Annotated in this window: 16 protein-coding genes; 10 read left to right on the top strand and 6 right to left on the bottom strand. The window is 61.3% G+C overall.

Going from position 1 to position 17,171, the window contains the following annotated elements:
• Positions 1–59: 59 nt before the first annotated feature.
• Both ACFPWW_RS09945 and ACFPWW_RS09940 read left to right on the top strand, forming a co-directional pair.
• Complete coding sequence (locus tag ACFPWW_RS09945; RefSeq protein ID WP_377311523.1) at positions 60–785, top strand: helix-turn-helix transcriptional regulator; 726 nt, start codon at positions 60–62, stop codon at positions 783–785.
• A 46-nt stretch (positions 786–831) separates the two neighbouring features.
• Positions 832–1,311 (top strand): diguanylate cyclase, encoded by a 480-nt coding sequence (locus tag ACFPWW_RS09940; protein WP_112563307.1) that lies wholly within the window; start codon positions 832–834, stop codon positions 1,309–1,311.
• Here the strand turns inward: ACFPWW_RS09940 and ACFPWW_RS09935 are convergent.
• From ACFPWW_RS09935 to ACFPWW_RS09925, 3 genes are all read right to left on the bottom strand, one after another.
• A complete protein-coding gene (locus tag ACFPWW_RS09935; protein WP_377311522.1) occupies positions 1,308–2,429 on the bottom strand; it encodes a DUF2333 family protein in 1,122 nt (373 codons plus the stop codon). The genes ACFPWW_RS09940 and ACFPWW_RS09935 overlap by 4 nt on opposite strands.
• 142 nt (positions 2,430–2,571) lie before the next feature.
• On the bottom strand, positions 2,572–3,645 hold the full coding sequence (locus ACFPWW_RS09930) for a hypothetical protein (protein WP_112563311.1): 1,074 nt from the start codon (positions 3,643–3,645) through the stop codon (positions 2,572–2,574).
• Positions 3,646–3,709: 64 nt separating this feature from the next.
• Positions 3,710–4,321 (bottom strand): thymidine kinase, encoded by a 612-nt coding sequence (locus tag ACFPWW_RS09925; protein WP_112563313.1) that lies wholly within the window; start codon positions 4,319–4,321, stop codon positions 3,710–3,712.
• Positions 4,322–4,556: 235 nt separating this feature from the next.
• On the opposite strand from ACFPWW_RS09925, the gene ACFPWW_RS09920 reads away from it, so the two are divergent.
• The 5 genes from ACFPWW_RS09920 to ACFPWW_RS09900 all read left to right on the top strand — a co-directional run bounded on the left by ACFPWW_RS09920 (position 4,557) and on the right by ACFPWW_RS09900 (position 8,800).
• Positions 4,557–5,513 (top strand): choline ABC transporter substrate-binding protein, encoded by a 957-nt coding sequence (locus ACFPWW_RS09920; protein ID WP_112563315.1) that lies wholly within the window; start codon positions 4,557–4,559, stop codon positions 5,511–5,513.
• Between the two features lie 77 nt (positions 5,514–5,590).
• On the top strand, positions 5,591–6,436 hold the full coding sequence (choW, locus tag ACFPWW_RS09915; protein WP_112703971.1) for a choline ABC transporter permease subunit: 846 nt from the start codon (positions 5,591–5,593) through the stop codon (positions 6,434–6,436).
• Entirely contained in the window at positions 6,433–7,479 is a 1,047-nt protein-coding gene (gene choV, locus ACFPWW_RS09910; protein ID WP_377311521.1) for a choline ABC transporter ATP-binding protein, read from the top strand. The genes choW and choV overlap by 4 nt, the downstream gene beginning before the upstream one ends.
• Before the next feature lie 139 nt (positions 7,480–7,618).
• Entirely contained in the window at positions 7,619–8,368 is a 750-nt protein-coding gene (locus ACFPWW_RS09905; protein WP_112703973.1) for a HugZ family protein, read from the top strand.
• Positions 8,369–8,482: 114 nt separating this feature from the next.
• On the top strand, positions 8,483–8,800 hold the full coding sequence (locus ACFPWW_RS09900) for an ArsR/SmtB family transcription factor (RefSeq protein ID WP_112703974.1): 318 nt from the start codon (positions 8,483–8,485) through the stop codon (positions 8,798–8,800).
• A gap of 155 nt (positions 8,801–8,955) precedes the next feature.
• Here ACFPWW_RS09900 and ACFPWW_RS09895 read toward each other — a convergent pair whose 3' ends face one another.
• Positions 8,956–10,929: a PhoX family protein gene (locus tag ACFPWW_RS09895; RefSeq protein ID WP_377311520.1), complete on the bottom strand. Its 1,974-nt coding sequence runs from the start codon at positions 10,927–10,929 to the stop codon at positions 8,956–8,958.
• Positions 10,930–11,176: 247 nt separating this feature from the next.
• Between ACFPWW_RS09895 and ACFPWW_RS09890 the strand changes: the two genes are divergently transcribed.
• On the top strand, positions 11,177–12,505 hold the full coding sequence (locus ACFPWW_RS09890; RefSeq protein ID WP_112563327.1) for an aspartate aminotransferase family protein: 1,329 nt from the start codon (positions 11,177–11,179) through the stop codon (positions 12,503–12,505).
• Positions 12,506–12,743: 238 nt separating this feature from the next.
• Here ACFPWW_RS09890 and ACFPWW_RS09885 read toward each other — a convergent pair whose 3' ends face one another.
• A complete protein-coding gene (locus ACFPWW_RS09885) occupies positions 12,744–13,655 on the bottom strand; it encodes an HD-GYP domain-containing protein (protein WP_112563330.1) in 912 nt (303 codons plus the stop codon).
• A gap of 108 nt (positions 13,656–13,763) precedes the next feature.
• Entirely contained in the window at positions 13,764–14,108 is a 345-nt protein-coding gene (locus tag ACFPWW_RS09880) for a hypothetical protein (protein ID WP_377311519.1), read from the bottom strand.
• 134 nt (positions 14,109–14,242) lie between these two features.
• Between ACFPWW_RS09880 and ACFPWW_RS09875 the strand changes: the two genes are divergently transcribed.
• Both ACFPWW_RS09875 and ade read left to right on the top strand, forming a co-directional pair.
• Positions 14,243–15,346: a branched-chain amino acid ABC transporter substrate-binding protein gene (locus tag ACFPWW_RS09875; protein WP_377311518.1), complete on the top strand. Its 1,104-nt coding sequence runs from the start codon at positions 14,243–14,245 to the stop codon at positions 15,344–15,346.
• A 117-nt stretch (positions 15,347–15,463) separates the two neighbouring features.
• A complete protein-coding gene (ade, locus tag ACFPWW_RS09870; protein WP_377311517.1) occupies positions 15,464–17,161 on the top strand; it encodes an adenine deaminase in 1,698 nt (565 codons plus the stop codon).
• Positions 17,162–17,171: the final 10 nt, after the last annotated feature.

Below are 17,171 nucleotides of genomic sequence, written 5' to 3'. Positions count from 1 at the left end.
GCATGCAGGCGGATTTATGTATTTGATAGCGATAACATGGGGACTTGCGGGGGCATATAATGTCTTACATGACTACCTCTGAAAGGCAGTCATTGCTATCGAACGAATTGGCCGTGGCGCGCACGCGCGGCCTTTTCGCACAAGCGCTCGGACGGGTGGCGGCCGCGTTCGGCTTTGAGCATGCCACGCTCTTGCACGCGCCGGCGGCGGAAGATTTGCTTCTCAAGCCGCTGATTATCGAGAGTTCGCTGCCGGTTTCCTACGTCAGGGATTTCGATCGCGCCCATATGCTGCGCGCCTGTCCCTTCGCCGCGCGGCTGCGGGAATCGGCCGTGCCGCAGGTCTGGCACCTCAACGATCCCGGCCATGCCCAGTCTTTCCCCGCCGGCATCAGGAACCTGATGCTGCAATACGGCATGACCGCCGGCATTGCCATGCCGATCAACTCCGCCGACGGGCAGCGCCTCGTCTTCTGGTTCAGCGGCGAACGCGCGGCGCTGGGCCAGAGCGAGATCAACGAACTGGCGATGATCATACTCCACGCGCTCGATACCTATAACAGCGTCAAGCGCAACGAGGAGAGCGCCCATAGCGCGCTCTCGGCGCGCGAACTCGAAGTCGTGCGGTGGACGGCGCAGGGCAAGACCTCGATCGAGATCGGCCAGATCCTGGCGCTCTCCGATCACACGGTAAATGCCTATATGACCAACGCAATTAAAAAACTCGATTGCGTCAACCGCACCCAGTTGGTAGCAAAAGCTATCCGATTGAAGCTGATCAACTGAGGAATCAGAAGAGAATCAGCGCGTCGTCCCCCACTAGGGAGAAACCGTGCCTCTTCGTTTCGAACAGCCCGCAGTCGAGCATCGGCCGCAATCCCGCACCCATATCGGCATTACCGATGCCGAAGCGGTAACGATGTTCGCCGCCTACCGCCTCTTCGGCTTCTGGCGCATGAACCTCGAGACCGGACATTTCTTCGCCAGCGAAGACGTACACCGGATCTTCGATCTTCCCTACAGCGAGGGTCCGGTCAACCTGACCGAACTCATGTCGCGCATCCACGAGGAAGACCGCCTGCTGATTGCCGAAACCTTCGAGCAGGCGAGCCTTTATCGCGTCGGCTTCCACTATGTCTATCGCGTCGAAAACGGGCTTGGCGGCTACAAGATGGTACGCACCGTCGGCCAGTTCCGCGACGACGCCAGCGGCGGCGGCATCGTCGGCATCACCTACGAATTCGTCGAGAAGCTGCGCATCGTCGGCTTCGAGGACAGCGATGCCGCACCGGTTAACGGCAAAGGGGCCTAGCGGTCCAGCACCGAGCGGATTTCGACGAGGTTCGAACGCACCCTCAATATATAGAAGCCCATCGTCGCGAGATGGCTCGGCATGATCCAGCCGTCCTCGCGCCCGTTGGAAATGATGGCCGGCTGGATGCGCAGCGCGGCCTGGAACTGCCGCGTCGTGCCCGCCCAGATCGCTCCGAGATTCCGCTCCGACACAACCTGAGAGAAATCTGCCTGTGCGGCCGAAAGAATCGCGTAATAGGCGTATAGCTGACCATAGGCGAACCAGAATCGGTCGTCGGCCCTGGTGTCGAACCAGCCGCGATTATGGTGTTCCGAGCGCTCGGCCAGCATATCGGAAGTGGCGCCGAGATCGTTCGCGATCCGGTCGATGAACTGCATCAGGTTGTCGGCGCGACCGTCGAAAACTGCGTTGCAGGCAGCGAGATCGGTGTTGAACTTGCGCAGATCCCTGATGGCTGTGCGGTAGAAGGCTGGCGTCGGCGTTTTCAGGCCGAAGGGATCGAGCCCGAAATACCAACTGAATTCGTCGAACTGCAGATTGCCGCGCGCGCTTTGCAGATCATTGTTGATACCGGACGTGCCGCGCACGCGCCCAAGCGTATCGACCAGCTCCGCCGAAGTCCGCCGGACGGCCTGATTGATGCCGCGCTGGAAGGACGCCTTGTTGTCGAGGAAGGGCGTGTGGTCCCAGTCGATGCCGAAGAAGCCCATCTTGTAGAGCACCATCGACGAAATCCAGGCATTCTGGTTGACGTTGAAATCCGTCAGATCGGCCGCGACATCGACGATGGCCGAGCGCTGGCAGGTCTTGGCGGCAGTCCCGTCCGCCGCCGGAACCTCCTGCCCTGCAGCCACCTTGCGGTCCGAAAGGCGATATTGATCGACGAAGTTCGTGTTGAAATTCGACCAGATCTGCGTCTGCCAGATGAAATAGCCGTAGAGAACGACGAGAAGCGCCACGAACGCGATGATCGGCAGCCGGATCATCCAGGTCCGCCGCGCATACCATCCGTGCGCGGCCATGAAGGGCCAGATGGCCCAGGCGGCAAAAAGGCGAACCCAGCGGCCGATCGTCTGGCCGATCAGTCTGAAAAAACCGGCAATCCGGTCGAGCATCGTCGTCTCCTGTCAGGCGGCGAAAACAGGGATATCCCTTCCATCCACATATGCGCTCGATCGCCCAAGCACAACAACGCACAAGGATATTTCGGCCGGACGGCGCTTTGGCCGGCTGCGGCCGCAAGAGGCGCGCGGCCTGTCAGGAGCGCAGCGAACGCAGGAACCCAAACCCGAACACGGGAGATTTTCGCACCATATCGATCAGCGGCGCGTCCGAAGGCTCCTCGGCATAGGCGGGAAACTTCCGGGCAAATTCCTGGTCGGCGCGGCTCTTTCGCTGGACCAGATCCTGGGGCACCAGCATGCCCTTTTCGAAAAGCGCGATGGTTTCGGCAATATTCGGGAAAAGCTCCGGCTTGATCCGCGCCTTCATGCCCGGACGGTCGGTATCGACCTGCGCCTGATAGATGATGAGCCGCTCTTCGGTATCGACCGAGAGCTTGCGGATGAGCGCGTTGCAGCCGGCGATACGGCCGTTCAGCCTGTCGACGAAGGCCTGGAACATGCCGATGAAGCGCTCGCGCCGCTGGCTTTCGTCGCGCATCGCATGTTCCTCGACGGAAATGCGCTCGGCTTCCGCCTTCAGCGCCAGCCGCTCCGCCTCCATCTGCTCCCAATGCGCCTTGTTGCCGTAAACGCCGATGCGGCCCTGCGCGTTCAAAGCCTTGGCGTTGAGTTCCTTCATCCGCATCCGCGCGATGTCGATCTCGTCGACGAGCCGCCGCCGGCGCTCGACAATGTCGATGAGACTCTGCTCGGCGCTCTTGTGACGCTCGACGAGGGAGCGCCTCTGCTCCTGCAGCAGCGTCGCCAGCAGGTCGGATTTCGTCAGAAGATCGAGCAGTTGGTCCACGACCGGCGCCTCGCGCACCCGCGCGCTGTGCATGCGCCACATGCGCTGGCGGGAAAACCAGCCGGCCATCTTTTCGCGCCGCGTCAGCCCGCGAAAACTGTCGAGATCGGCCGAAACCTTCGCCGTCAGCCGGTCGAGCGAGAAGACGAGTTCCGCAAGCAGCACGTCGAGCGTGGCGCTGTCGTTGAGGAAGGCCTGGAAACGCGCATTCTGCTCCAGGAAAATCTCGTCGGAGGAACGCGAACCGTCGCCATCGAAGCCGGTGATGCAGGCAGCGCAATAATCCGCCTCGCCGGCCATGGCCTCGGCAAGGTCACGGGCCGCATCATACTGGCTGTCGAAAGGCGGGCTCTTGCGCACCGGGCACTCCCAGGGAATCTGCAGATTGCAGACTAGTCATTTGCCGCTTCAAAGAAAACAGGCATCAGCCCGCCGAGACGGCCTCGGCCACCCATTCGCCGTTCATCGCGTCGTCCCAGTGGCGGCGGCACAGCGAAACGTATTTTTCGTTCCCGCCGACTTCGATCTGCGCACCTTCGTGCAGCACCTTGCCTTCGCCGTCGAGGCGCACGACCATCGTGGCCTTGCGCCCGCAATGGCAGATGGTGCGAACTTCCCGCATCTCGTCGGCAATCGCCAGCAGCTCCTGCGAGGCCGGGAAAAGCTTGCCCTGGAAATCCGTCCTGAGCCCGTAGACCATGACGGGAATGCCAAGCCTGTCGACCACGCGGGCAAGCTGCCAGATGTGGTCGCGGGTCATGAAATGCGCTTCGTCGACGAAAATGCAGGAGATCGGCTGCCCCTCGCGGCTAAGCTCCCGAACCAGCGCATAAAGATCGCTGTCGCCCTCGAAAGGGATGGCCTCCGCTTCGAGCCCGATGCGCGAACCGATGACGCCCCTGGCAACCCGATCGTCGAAGGCCGCAATCAGGAGAACCGTGCGCATGCCGCGTTCCTGGTAGTTGTAGGAGGCCTGCAGCAGCATGGTCGACTTGCCGGCATTCATTGTCGAGTAGTTGAAATAGAGTTTTGCCATCGGATTCTCCTTATCTGGCTTCTTGGAAGCTCGGGAATGCAAAGAAAAGCCCCGGCAAAACGATAGTCACAGGAAATCCCGGCGGCGAAATCGCCAAAAGCCTTGAAATCCAAGCTCTCCCAAAAAATGCCGGGCGTCGCAATCGCATAGTCCGGAACGCCGCAAACGCGCCGAGATCGCTTGTAAAACTGGTCTATTGATGGTTGGCTTGGGAACGTAAGACTGGGAGTCTAAAATGAAAACAACAAGCGCATTCAAACTCATCACCGCAACTGCAGTCGCTGCCCTCTCCGCTGCGACCGCCGCCTTCTCCGCAGATCCGGAAAGCTGCTCCACCGTCCATCTGTCGGACATCGGCTGGACGGACGTTACGTCCACCACGGCGACCGCAGCCCTGCTTCTCAAGAAGCTCGGCTATGAGACCGACATCAAGGTTCTCTCCCTGCCGGTCACCTATACGTCGATGAAGAACAAGGACATCGACGTCTTTCTCGGCAACTGGATGCAGTCCCAGAAGGCCGATATCCAGCCCTATCTCGACGACAAGTCGGTCGAGTCCTACGGCCCGAACCTGGTCGGCGCCAAGTACACGCTGGCGACAAACGCCAAGGGCGCCGAACTCGGCATCAAGGACTTCAAGGATATCGCCGCCCACAAGGACGAACTCGACGGCAAGATCTACGGCATCGAGCCCGGCAATGACGGCAACCGCCATGTCATCGACATGATCGACAAGAATACCTTCGGCATGAAGGACATGGAACTCGTCGAATCCTCCGAGCAGGGCATGCTGGCCCAGGTCGCCCGCGCCGAGAAGGAAGGCAAGCCGGTCGTCTTCCTCGGCTGGGAACCGCACCCGATGAACACCAACTTCAAGATGACCTACCTGTCGGGTGGCGACGACACGTTCGGGCCGAATTTCGGCGGCGCTGAAGTCTATACCAACGTGCGCGCCGGCTATATCGAAGAATGCCCGAACGTCGGGACATTCGTGAAGAACCTCAAGTTCTCCCTGAAGATGGAGAACGAGATCATGAACAAGATCCTGAACGACGGCGAAGATCCGGAAAAGGCAGCGGGCGAATGGCTGAAGGCCAATCCGTCCACGGTCGAGCCCTGGCTTGCCGGCGTCAAGACGCGCGACGGCAGCGGCGACGGCCTCGCAGCCGTCAAGTCCGGCCTCGGCCTCTGATGAAATGAACGGGGCGGACCTGCCGCCCCGTTTTCGTTTTCATCCCGATCTTCGTTCTCAAGAGACAGGCGCGCTTCGTGAATTGGATCACCGACTCTAAAATTCCTACCGGTCCTTGGGCCAAATCTTTCTTCGATTGGCTAACGACGAACGGCGAATGGTTCTTCAGGCAGCTGTCAGCCCTATTGTCGGCCGTCATCAATGCCCTGCTGTTTGTCTTGCAGAAGCCCGATCCGCTGATCGTCATCCTCGCCATCACCCTGATTGCGTGGTGGCTTCGGCGATCGATCATCGTCGCAGCCTTTACCTGTCTTGGACTTCTGCTGATCATGAACCAGGGCTACTGGAAAGAGACGACGCAAACGCTGGCGCTCGTACTCGCGGCAACCTTCGTCAACATGGTGCTCGGCATTCCGCTCGGCATTGCCGCTGCCCGCCGCCCCTGGGTCTATGCCATCATGCGCCCCATTCTCGATCTCATGCAGACCATCCCGACATTCGTCTATCTCATTCCGGCTCTTATCCTTTTTGGCCTCGGCATGGTGCCGGGCCTGATCGCGACCATCATCTTCGCAATCCCTGCGCCTATCCGACTTACACGCCTCGGCATTATCTCGACGCCTCCTTCCCTCGTCGAAGCCGCTGTCGCCTTCGGGGCCACGCCGATGCAGGTTCTGCGCAAAGTAGAACTGCCTTTTGCAATGCCACAAATTATGGCCGGCCTGACACAGTCGATCATGCTGTCGCTCTCCATGGTCGTCATCGCCGCCCTCGTCGGCGCCCCCGGTCTCGGCGTGCCGGTTGTCCGCGCGCTCAACACCGTCAACATCGCCCAGGGCTTTGAATCCGGTTTCTGCATCGTCATCCTGGCGATCATTCTGGATCGAATGCTCCGTAAATCAGGCGAAGGAGACGGCGCATGACCGCGGTCAGTTTCAAGGACGTCAGCATCATCTTCGGCGACCGGCCGGAAACCGCGCTTGCCATGGTCGATAAGGGCCGCACGCGCGACGAGATCAGCGCCGAGACCGGCCTCGTTCTCGGCGTCGCCAATGCCTCGCTGACGATCCAGGAAGGCGAAATCCTCGTCTTGATGGGCCTTTCCGGCTCCGGCAAGTCGACGCTCCTGCGCGCCGTCAACGGGCTTGCGCCCGTCGTGCGCGGCGACGTCGCCGTTTCGACGGCAACGGGGCCGGTAAACCCCTACAAATGCAATGCCAAGGCGCTGCGCGACCTGCGCACGCATACGGTCTCCATGGTGTTCCAGCAGTTCGCCCTGCTGCCGTGGCGCACCGTTGCCGAAAATGTCGGTTTCGGCCTCGAGCTCGCCGGCATGAAGGATGCGGAACGCAAGAACCGCGTCAGCGAACAACTCGAACTCGTCAACCTGACGAAATGGGCCGACCGCAAGGTCAACGAGCTCTCCGGCGGCATGCAGCAGCGCGTCGGCCTTGCCCGCGCCTTCGCCACCGGCGCGCCGATCCTTTTGATGGACGAGCCGTTCTCAGCACTTGATCCGCTGATCCGCACACGCCTGCAGGACGAGCTCCTGGAATTCCAGCGGCGGCTGAAGAAGACCATCCTCTTCGTCAGCCACGATCTCGACGAGGCCTTCCGCATCGGCAACCACATCGCCATCATGGAGGGCGGGCACATCATCCAGTGCGGAACGCCGCAGGAAATCGTCAAGAACCCTGCCGATCAGTATGTCGCCGATTTCGTGCAGAACATGAACCCGATCAACATGCTGATGGCCTCCGACATCATGCAGCCCGGACTTGGCGATGCGGCAATCGGCATGTCGGTCAGCGCCACCGCGCGCCCGACGACGCCGCTCGTCGATGTCCTCGATGCGCTGTCGAGGCAGCCCGGCAGTATCGGCGTGGTCGATAACGGCCAGATCGTCGGCACCATCTCGGCACAGGATGTCGTCACCGGCCTCACGCGGCACAGGCGGAAGGAATGAAGCATGCCCGCGCAAAGTGTGCAGCGGTATGCGGCCACGGCATGCGTGAAACCGAGATCTGAAGCGTGGCAAGCGGATCTTGAAGACCGCGACACGCTTTAGACTTGATCCGCTCACTCCGCTTTGCAACATGGCGGATATGAAAGAACCGTCCTCAACACTGCGCGAAACCGACGACGAAGCCCGCAAGCTGGCCCGCACCCTCCTGCGCTCCGCCCGCTATGCGGCCCTCGCCGTTCTCGATCCTGAAACCGGCTTTCCCTTCGCAAGCCGGGTTCTCCTCGGCACCGATATTGACGGCGTGCCGGTCATTCTCGTTTCCGCGCTCTCGGCCCATACGAAAGCGCTCGCCGCCGACCCCAGGGCCTCGCTCCTGACCGGCGAGCCCGGCAAGGGCGATCCGCTCGCCCATGCGCGCCTGACCACGCAATGCCGTGCCGAACAGGTGGAGCGGGACACGCCCCTCCATGCGCGCATCCGCAGCCGTTTCCTCAGCCGTCACGCCAAGGCGAAACTCTATATCGATTTCCCCGATTTCCGCTTCTTCCGCCTCGTCCCGCACACGGCCAGCCTCAATGGCGGTTTCGGCCGTGCCTACGTGCTTGATGGCGGCGATCTCATGATTCACTGTGCCGCAAATGACGAGATCGCTGAAAAAGCTGATGCCGCAGTGCAAGATTTAGTAGCGCGCCATCCGGATCTGGTCTCGGCGCTGGCATCCCGGCTAAAGGCGCCCGAAGCAGGCCCCTGGCGCATATCAGGCGTCGATTCCGCAGGTTTTGATATGATTTCAGGTGACTTATTGTTGCGTTGCGAGTTCGACATACCCGCTGAGGATTTAGATCACATTTGTTCAAACATATCTAAAATAGCATACCTGATACCTTAAATTTAGGTATATACAATCTTCAAGCCCAATTGCTAGTTTTCGTCGTCAGTCAAAGAACCGTCTGACGGCCTGTGCCTGTACGGATGATGTACGTTTCGCATTAGGAAGAAAAATATGGAAACCTCTGATTTGGCCGAGCACACCAATGTGGCGGCAGCTTTATTATCGGCCATGGCCAACCCCAAGCGTTTGCTGATCCTCACCAGCCTGGTAAAGGGAGAGGTGCCTGTCGGCGTTCTCGCCACCCAGGTCGGCCTGAGCCAGTCGGCGCTCTCCCAGCATCTGTCGAAATTGCGCGCTCAGAAGCTGGTCAAGACCCGTCGTGACGCACAGACGATCTATTATTCCAGCAACTCCGAACCGGTCATGAAAATCCTTGCAACACTCGAAGAGATTTACGTGGCCCCGAGCCGGAGCAGGTCTGCAGCCTGATGTTAGCGCTGACATGATGTCGGCATAGGCAGCGTTCCAGAGAAATCTTTCCGCGGACGCCGCTTACCCCTTTTCAGCGCGTGAAGCATTAGAGACCGGCAATTCTTACGAATTGCCGGTCTTGTTTTTGCGTCAGATGTCGCGCAGGAGCGGGCTCAGCTGCCGACCACCGCATTGTTGCCGCGTCTCAGCACGACAAGCGAAGGACGGGCCGGCACGCCCGGCTTGAAGTCCGGCCAGCTGGTGCCGGCATCGTCCATCGACGTCGCGTCCTCATTGTCGGCCATGCGCAATTCGCCCGGATGCTGGACCGAGAGGAAGACGCTGGAACCGTCCGGGGTGAAGGTCGGCGAGCAGGTTTCCGAGCCGACGGGCGCGATATAGATGAGTTTCGGCAGCGCGCGGCCCGGACCTTCCGTATCCATCACATAGACGGAATCGGCAATGCCTTCCGGCGGCGGGCCGTCGGTCGTCACCCAGAGGCGGCCGGCCGGATCGACGGCAAGGTTGTCGGGATCGGTGAACCAGCCGGCCGCGGTCGTCGCCGGATGGAACATCGCCTGGTCTTCGGGCTTGGCCGGATCGCCGCAGAGAACGAAGACATCCCATTTGAAACTTTCGGCCGCGTAATCCGGCATGTCGGGGCCGCCGGGCGTCACCAGTTCCAGCAGGTGCCCGTGCGGGTTCGGCCCGCGCGGATTGGCGACGTTGACCTGTTCCTTCTCGTCGTCGCCCTCCCCCTTCGGCAGGCGATCCTCGTTCTCGGTCATGGCAACATAGAGCTTGCCGGTGCCGAGATGCGGGATGAAGCCTTCCGGGCCGTCCATCGGCGTCGCGCCGACGAGATCGGCGGCAGCGCGCGTGGCCAGAACCACGTCTGCCTGCGTCTTGAAGCCGGCTTCCGCCGTCAGCGGGCCTTCGCCGGCAGTAAGCGGGATCCAGCGCATCGTGCCGTCGCTCTCGAACTTGGCGACCGACAGCGTGCCGTGGTCGAGCAGGTCCTTGTTGGCGGCGCGATCGCCCGGGTTCCACGGATCGCGGGTGACGAAGCGGTAGATATATTCGAAATCGTCGTCATCGCCCATGAAGACCACGACGCGCCCGTCAGGGGCGACGCAACATTGCGCGCCTTCATGCGTCATGCGCCCGAGCGAGGTGCGCTTGACCGGCTTTGCCGTCGGATCGAACGGATCGATTTCGACGACCCAGTCGAAACGCATCCACTCGTTCGGCTCTTCCTCGAACTTGAAACGCGGCTCGACCCGGCTGACGGAATAGATGTCGTTCTCGTCCTCGTCCCAGCCCTGGCGTTCGACCAGTTCCTGGTTCGGCAGCGTCTTGTAGTCGCCGGCAAAAACGTCCATCGCGCCTTCTTCGCCTGAAAGCATCGTGCCCCAGGGCGTGATGCCGCCATTGCAGTTCGAGATCGTGCCGAAGACGACCGTGCCGGTCGGATCGGCCTTGGTCTTCAGGCGGTCGTCGCCGGCAGCCGGGCCGGCAATGCCGATTTCCGTGCTCATGTGGATACGGCGGTTATATTTGCCGTCCTTGACCACCTGCCACTGGTCGCCGTCCTTGCGCACTTCGAAGATGGAGACGCCGACGGCGGCCATGACCGCACGGATCTGGTCCTCGGTCATCTTCTCGCGGTAGTCGTCCGCCGCCAGACCGGGAAACATCAGGTAGGGCGTCGCATATTCATGGCTGACGACCATCAGGCCGTGGTCCGAGCTTTTCTCGCCCCAGGGCAGCGGCAGGAACTGCGTGAAGTCGTTGTTGTAGCCGAACTGGCGCTCGGCCGCCTTGCCGTCGAGCTTGCTGACGTCGAATTCCGGGCTGTCGGCAAAGAGCGCGTCACCCCAGCGCACGAGGATCTGGCGCTCGTAACCTTCCGGCCAGTGGTCGGCGGTGTCGCGCACACGCTTCAGTTCGGGGAACGTGAGCGTCGATTGGGCGGCCTCCGCCTTCGTTGCTTCGAGCGCCGGCGCAAAAGCGGCCGCCCCCATGGCTGCAATAAAGCCCTTCAGAACGGTGCGGCGGCGAACGCCTTCTTCGAGAATGGTGCCGTAGCTCGGCGCAAATGCGCGCCGCGGATTGGGACGCGGTCTGGTCTTCTGGCGGTCCGTCATGACTACCTCCGGTAAAAACGGTTGAATTTCAAGGAAATGAATGAAATGCCCTCGGCCATTGCGGCCATCGGTTTTTGTAGCAACGCCGGGCGAAGGATTGATGACGCCTGACGTGTCGCAGAACGGCAGCTGGCGGCGTTTCTGCGGCTTGACGCTTTTCCGGGCGCTGATAATTTGACCGGGCAGTAAAAATAATCGGCGCCAAGCCTAAAACGGGAACGGCCACCCCAACGGTCAGGAGAACAGCATGTCCAACCGCCTCAATGCAACGCCAAACGACCTTCGCGCCTTCTGGATGCCCTTTACCGCGAACCGCCAGTTCAAGAAGGAACCGCGCCTCTTCGTGAGCGCGAAGGATATGTATTACCAGACCCATGACGGCCGCCAGGTGCTGGACGGCACGGCTGGCCTCTGGTGCGTGAATGCCGGACACTGCCGCCCGAAGATCACGGAAGCGATCCGCGAACAGGCGGGCGAGCTTGACTACGCTCCCGCCTTCCAGCTCGGCCATCCCAAGGCTTTCGAGCTTGCCAACCGCCTGGTCGATATCGCCCCCGAGGGCCTGGACCACGTGCTTTACACCAATTCCGGTTCTGAATCGGTCGAGACGGCGCTCAAGGTGGCGCTCGCCTATCACCGCGTGAAGGGCAACGGTTCGCGCTTCCGCCTGATCGGCCGGGAACGCGGCTATCATGGTGTCAATTTCGGCGGCATCTCCGTCGGCGGCATCGTCACCAACCGCAAGATGTTCGGCACGCTCCTGACCGGCGTCGATCACATGCCGCACACCCACCTGCCCGGCAAGAACAACTTCACGCGCGGCGAACCCGAGCATGGCGGCGATATCGCCACCGAACTCGAGCGCATCGTTACCCTGCACGACGCCTCCACCGTCGCCGCCGTCATCGTCGAGCCGGTCGCCGGCTCCACAGGCGTGCTCATCCCGCCGAAAGGCTACCTGCAGAAGCTGCGCGAAATCTGCACCAAGCACGGCATCCTGCTGATCTTCGACGAAGTCATCACCGGCTTCGGCCGCCTCGGCGCGCCCTTCGCCGCCCAGTATTACGACGTCAAGCCCGATATCATCACCACCGCCAAGGGCCTGACCAACGGCGTCATCCCGATGGGCGCCGTCTTCGTGACCTCGGAAATCCACGATGCCTTCATGAACGGCCCCGAGCACATGATCGAGTTCTTCCACGGCTATACCTATTCCGGGAACCCGATCGCTTCGGCCGCCGCCATTGCGACGCTCGACACCTACAAGGAAGAAGGCCTGCTGACCCGCGCAGCCGAACTTTCCGACTACTGGGCCGATGCGCTGCATTCGCTGAAGGATTGCCCCAACGTCATCGACATCAGAAACACCGGCCTGATCGGCGCGATCGAACTCGACCCGATCGCCGGCGAGCCGACCAAACGCGCCTTCACGGCCTTCCTCAAGGCTTACGAGAGCGGTCTCCTGATCCGCACCACCGGCGACATCATCGCGCTGTCTCCGCCGCTGATCATCGAGAAGAAGCACATTGACGAGCTCTTCGGCAAACTGCGCACGATCCTGCAGAACAATATCTGAATTCGATCGTTCCAGTTGAATTCAAGGGCGGGGCTGCGGCCTCGCCCTTTCCTTTGTGCCGACCTCGATCGCGTTATCGGTCTCCGGCGTCACGGATTTCCTGCAGGCAGGGCAAGCCAGCCCAATGGAGATCCCATGCCAGCACTTGCCCTTGGGAAAGGCGCTCGCCGGGCGATAGCGGCATCCGGCCTGCGTTGGATCGCATGCCCGCAGGCCCTGTCCGATCAAAGAGAAACGTTCAGGAAACGGAGGCCACCGACAGGCAGAGCGCAAATTTCTTGACGAGCCGGCGGTCGAAATGCCCCTCATTGGCAAGCATCCAGGTCAGCGCCTCCTTCGCGCTCCAGGGCGCCTTGTAGGGGCGCACAGAAGTGATCGCGTCATAGACGTCGCAGATCGCGGCAAGCCGTGCGTGCAGGCTGATCTGGCCGTGGGACAGTTTGCGCGGATAGCCCTTGCCGTCGATCCGTTCGTGATGGTTGAGACAGACGTCGAGAACGATCTGCGACATGCCTTCCTGGCGGGACAGGATCGCATGCCCCTTCTCCGGATGGTCGCGGATCAGCTGCATCTCCTCCTCGCTGAGGCGCCCTTCCTTGTTGAGCACCTCAAGCGGTATTTCCAGCTTGCCGACATCGTGCAGCAGGCCTGCCGTGCCGAGCGTCTGCACCAGCTCCTCGTTCAGCCCGAGGTGGCGGCTGAAAAGGATCATCAGGGCGCTGACCGACAGCGAATGCAGAAACGTGACTTCGTCCTTGGATTTCAGCCGCGTCACGCTCATGAAAACCGCGGGGTGGTCGTCCATCGATTTCGAGACGGAAGAGATCACCGGCTCAACCTGGTCGATAGTGCTGGCATCCCCCTCCCGCAGCCGGCCGAAGACATTCTCGAGCACCTGCACCGACTTCTGGATGGTTTCCCGCGCCGCCTTGACGTCGATCTCGATCCTGCGGGAGGCATCGCTGACATCGAGGCCCTTGGTGGTGTTGATGACCACGCCCGCGTCGGCGCACTCGTTCAGTTTCAACGTATCACTCTCGTGACGGAGTAAGAACCGCCGCCTGGATAGAAAAGGATCGTTCCAGATGCCTTCGATCATCTCGATAAACATGCCGGTTCGCACTTGTCTGGCTTCGATACGCTTCAGCATCCGGATATCTACTCCCGCCAAATCCCAATATCGACAGACTGCATATCTGTTGCACTGCAACAATATATCCAGGAACAATAGTTCTACTATGATTCTTGGAATCAATTATTAATTTGACTTGGACATTTGAACATCATCGGGAAATCTTGCGCCTGTTCCTCCGCGTACTGCTTGACGGCCGATGCGATAGGCTGCGGAAAGCGGGATGGCTTTCGGCTCTCCGTAAATGTGCGCCTTCATGCGATCGGCAAGAGATGACCGGGCAATATCGAAGCGCCGCGGTGTCACATGCACGGGGCACGCCGCCGACCGAAAATTGCGGGAAATGGACTGAAACAACAAAAAATCGGGCGCAATCTTTCCAAAATTGGCGAAAACCGGCCCGATCTTGTTAAGATCTTGCGGAATCTCACCGAAATTCCTAGAAATCTTGCCATGCGCCGAGCGAGCCAAACATGGCCGCACAGCTCATTGACCACGCGGTTTTTCCTCATCCTTGGCATGGTCCCGGCGGGATCACTGATGACGAAACGATCTGCGTGGCAAACAACCGGTGGTCGAAACGACCCCATCCAAGGAGACAGAACATGACCTTGAAAACCCTGACGGCGACGCTCATCGCCTCGCTGGCATTCGCGCCGCTTGCGCATGCAGATATCACCATCGGCCTGATCGCGCCGCTGACCGGCCCGGTGGCCGCCTATGGCGACCAGGTAAAGAACGGCGCACAGACCGCCGTCGATGAAATCAACAAGAATGGCGGCATTCTGGGCCAGAAGGTCGTCCTCGAGCTCGCCGATGACGCCGGCGAACCCAAGCAGGGCGTTTCGGCCGCAAACAAGGTTGTCGGCGAAGGCATCCGCTTCGTCGTCGGCCCGGTCACGTCCGGCGTCGCCATTCCGGTTTCCGACGTTCTGGCCGAAAACGGCGTTCTGATGGTCACGCCGACCGCCACCGCGCCTGACCTCACCAAGCGCGGCCTGACCAACGTTCTGCGCACCTGCGGCCGCGACGACCAGCAGGCCGAAGTCGCCGCAAAATACGTTCTCGAACATTTCAAGGACAAGCGCGTCGCCATCATCAACGACAAGGGCGCCTACGGTAAGGGCCTTGCCGATGCCTTCAAGGCAACGCTGAACGCCGGCGGCGTCACCGAAGTCATCAACGACTCCATCACCCCCGGCGACAAGGACTTTTCGGCGCTGACGACCCGCATCAAGGCCGAGAATGTCGATCTCATCTATTTCGGCGGTTATCACCCGGAAGGCGGCCTGCTCGCCCGCCAGCTGCATGACCTCTCGGTCAACGCCCAGATCGTCGGCGGCGACGGCCTCTCCAACACCGAATTCTGGACGATCGGCACGGATGCGGCAGCCGGCACGCTCTTCACCAACGCCTCCGACGCCACCAAGAGCCCGGATTCCAAGGCGGCTGCCGATGCGCTCGCCGCCAGGAAGATCCCGGCCGAAGCCTTCACGCTCAACGCCTATGCCGCAGTCGAAGTTCTGAAGGCCGGCATCGAGAAGGCCGGCAGCGCCGACGATGCGGAAGCCGTCGCAGCAGCCCTGAAGGGCGGCGAAGAGATCCCCACCGCCATCGGCAAGCTCACCTATGGCGAAACCGGCGACCTCTCCTCGCAGAGCTTCTCGCTCTACAAGTGGGAAGGCGGCAAGATCGTCGCTGCCGAGTAATCGCAACGAACGAGACACGGGACCGGGCGCCATCGGCGCCCGGTTTCGTTTGCGGGCATCAAATCCGCAAACAGATGCGCTATAACTTGCGGAATCGATTGCATCGCGAGGATAGTCATGACCGCCAAGCTCGAACGTCTCATCGATCAGGGTGTGGGCCGCATTCCCGCCGATATCGTCCTGAAAGGCGGGCACTTCTTCGATCTGGTGACGGGCGATCTCGTGCAGTCGGACATCGCCATCGGCGGCGACCGCATCATTGGCACCTGCGGCACCTATGGCGGCGAGACCGAGATCGATATTTCCGGCAAGATCGTCGTTCCCGGCTTCATCGACACGCATCTGCACATCGAATCCTCGCTCGTCACGCCGCATGAATTCGACCGCTGCGTCCTGCCCTACGGCGTTACGACCGCCATCTGCGATCCCCATGAGATCGCCAACGTGCTCGGCAGGGACGGCATCGAATTCTTCCTCGCTTCGGCGCTGGAAACGATCATGGATATCCGCGTCCAGCTTTCCTCCTGCGTGCCGGCCACGCATCTGGAAACATCCGGCGCCGACCTGCCCGTCGAAAGCCTCCTGCCCTACCGCGATCATCCCAAGGTTATCGGCCTTGCCGAATTCATGAATTTCCCGGGCGTGATCCACAAGGATCCGGTCTGCATGGCAAAGCTCGACGCCTTCCAGGGCGGCCATATAGACGGGCATGCGCCGCTTCTGTCGGGCAACGATCTCAACGGTTATCTGTCGGCCGGCATCCGCACCGAACATGAATGCACGAGCGCTGCCGAAGCCCTGGAGAAAATCCGCAAGGGCATGCATATCCTTGTGCGCGAGGGTTCCGTTTCGAAGGATCTGCACGCGCTGCTGCCGATCATCACCGAGCGCCTTTCGCCCTATCTGGCGCTCTGCACCGATGACCGCAACCCGCTTGATATCGCCGAGCAGGGCCACCTCGATTACATGATCCGCACGGCAATTGCCGAAGGCGTCGAGCCGCTGGCGATGTATCGCGCCGCCTCCATATCGGCCGCCCGCGCCTTCGGCCTGCGGGACCGCGGCCTCGTGGCCCCCGGCTGGCGGGCCGATCTCGTCGTGATCGACAGTCTCGAAAACTGCCGGGCCGATATGGTCTTTTCGGCCGGCCGCCATGTCACCGACGCGCTCTTTGCCACCCGCAAGCCGGTCGCTCCCGTCGGCCTCGACAGCGTCAAGGCGCGGCCGGTCAACGCGGCCCATTTCGGCGTGCCGGTTTCGGAGGGCGAAACGCCCGTCATCGGCGTCATGCCCGGCAAGATCATCACCGAGCACCGCCGCTACCGCCTGCCGGCCAACGGCAACCAGACGGGCATCGATCTTGGCCGCGACATCGTCAAGGTCGCCGTCATCGAGCGCCACGGCAAGAACGGCAACCATGCCAACGGTTTCGTCCAGGGTTTTGGCTTGAAGAAGGGCGCGATCGCCTCCACCGTCGGCCATGACAGCCACAATATCTGCGTCGTCGGCGTCAACGAGGATGACATGGCGCTCGCCGCCAACAGGCTCGGCGAGATCAAGGGCGGCTTCGTCGTCGTCGAGGACGGCAAAGTCACCGGCGAGATCGCCCTGCCCGTCGCCGGCCTGATGAGCCTCGAGCCCTACGAAACGGTGCGCGACACGCTGCATCGCCTGCGCAAGGCCGCCTACGCCCTCGGCACGACGCTGGAAGAGCCCTTCCTGCAGGTCGCCTTCCTGCCCCTGCCCGTGATCCCGCATCTGAAGATCTCGGACAAGGGAATGGTCGATGTCGATCGCTTCACGCTGATCGGCTGAACCCGGACGG

The sequence above is a fragment of the Rhizobium sp. GCM10022189 genome (assembly GCF_042656325.1).
Classification (GTDB): Bacteria; Pseudomonadota; Alphaproteobacteria; order Rhizobiales; family Rhizobiaceae; genus Rhizobium.
This window is presented reverse-complemented; position numbering and strand designations above follow the sequence as displayed.

Coding starts and splice junctions, on each gene's coding strand:
- ACFPWW_RS09945 (WP_377311523.1), top strand. CDS start 60: ATGTCTTACATGACTACCTCTGAAAGGCAGTCATTGCTATCGAACGAA.
- ACFPWW_RS09935 (WP_377311522.1), bottom strand. CDS start 2,429: ATGCTCGACCGGATTGCCGGTTTTTTCAGACTGATCGGCCAGACGATC.
- ACFPWW_RS09925 (WP_112563313.1), bottom strand. CDS start 4,321: ATGGCAAAACTCTATTTCAACTACTCGACAATGAATGCCGGCAAGTCG.
- ACFPWW_RS09920 (WP_112563315.1), top strand. CDS start 4,557: ATGAAAACAACAAGCGCATTCAAACTCATCACCGCAACTGCAGTCGCT.
- choV (WP_377311521.1), top strand. CDS start 6,433: ATGACCGCGGTCAGTTTCAAGGACGTCAGCATCATCTTCGGCGACCGG.
- ACFPWW_RS09905 (WP_112703973.1), top strand. CDS start 7,619: ATGAAAGAACCGTCCTCAACACTGCGCGAAACCGACGACGAAGCCCGC.
- ACFPWW_RS09900 (WP_112703974.1), top strand. CDS start 8,483: ATGGAAACCTCTGATTTGGCCGAGCACACCAATGTGGCGGCAGCTTTA.
- ACFPWW_RS09895 (WP_377311520.1), bottom strand. CDS start 10,929: ATGACGGACCGCCAGAAGACCAGACCGCGTCCCAATCCGCGGCGCGCA.
- ACFPWW_RS09890 (WP_112563327.1), top strand. CDS start 11,177: ATGTCCAACCGCCTCAATGCAACGCCAAACGACCTTCGCGCCTTCTGG.
- ACFPWW_RS09885 (WP_112563330.1), bottom strand. CDS start 13,655: ATGCTGAAGCGTATCGAAGCCAGACAAGTGCGAACCGGCATGTTTATC.
- ACFPWW_RS09875 (WP_377311518.1), top strand. CDS start 14,243: ATGACCTTGAAAACCCTGACGGCGACGCTCATCGCCTCGCTGGCATTC.
- ade (WP_377311517.1), top strand. CDS start 15,464: ATGACCGCCAAGCTCGAACGTCTCATCGATCAGGGTGTGGGCCGCATT.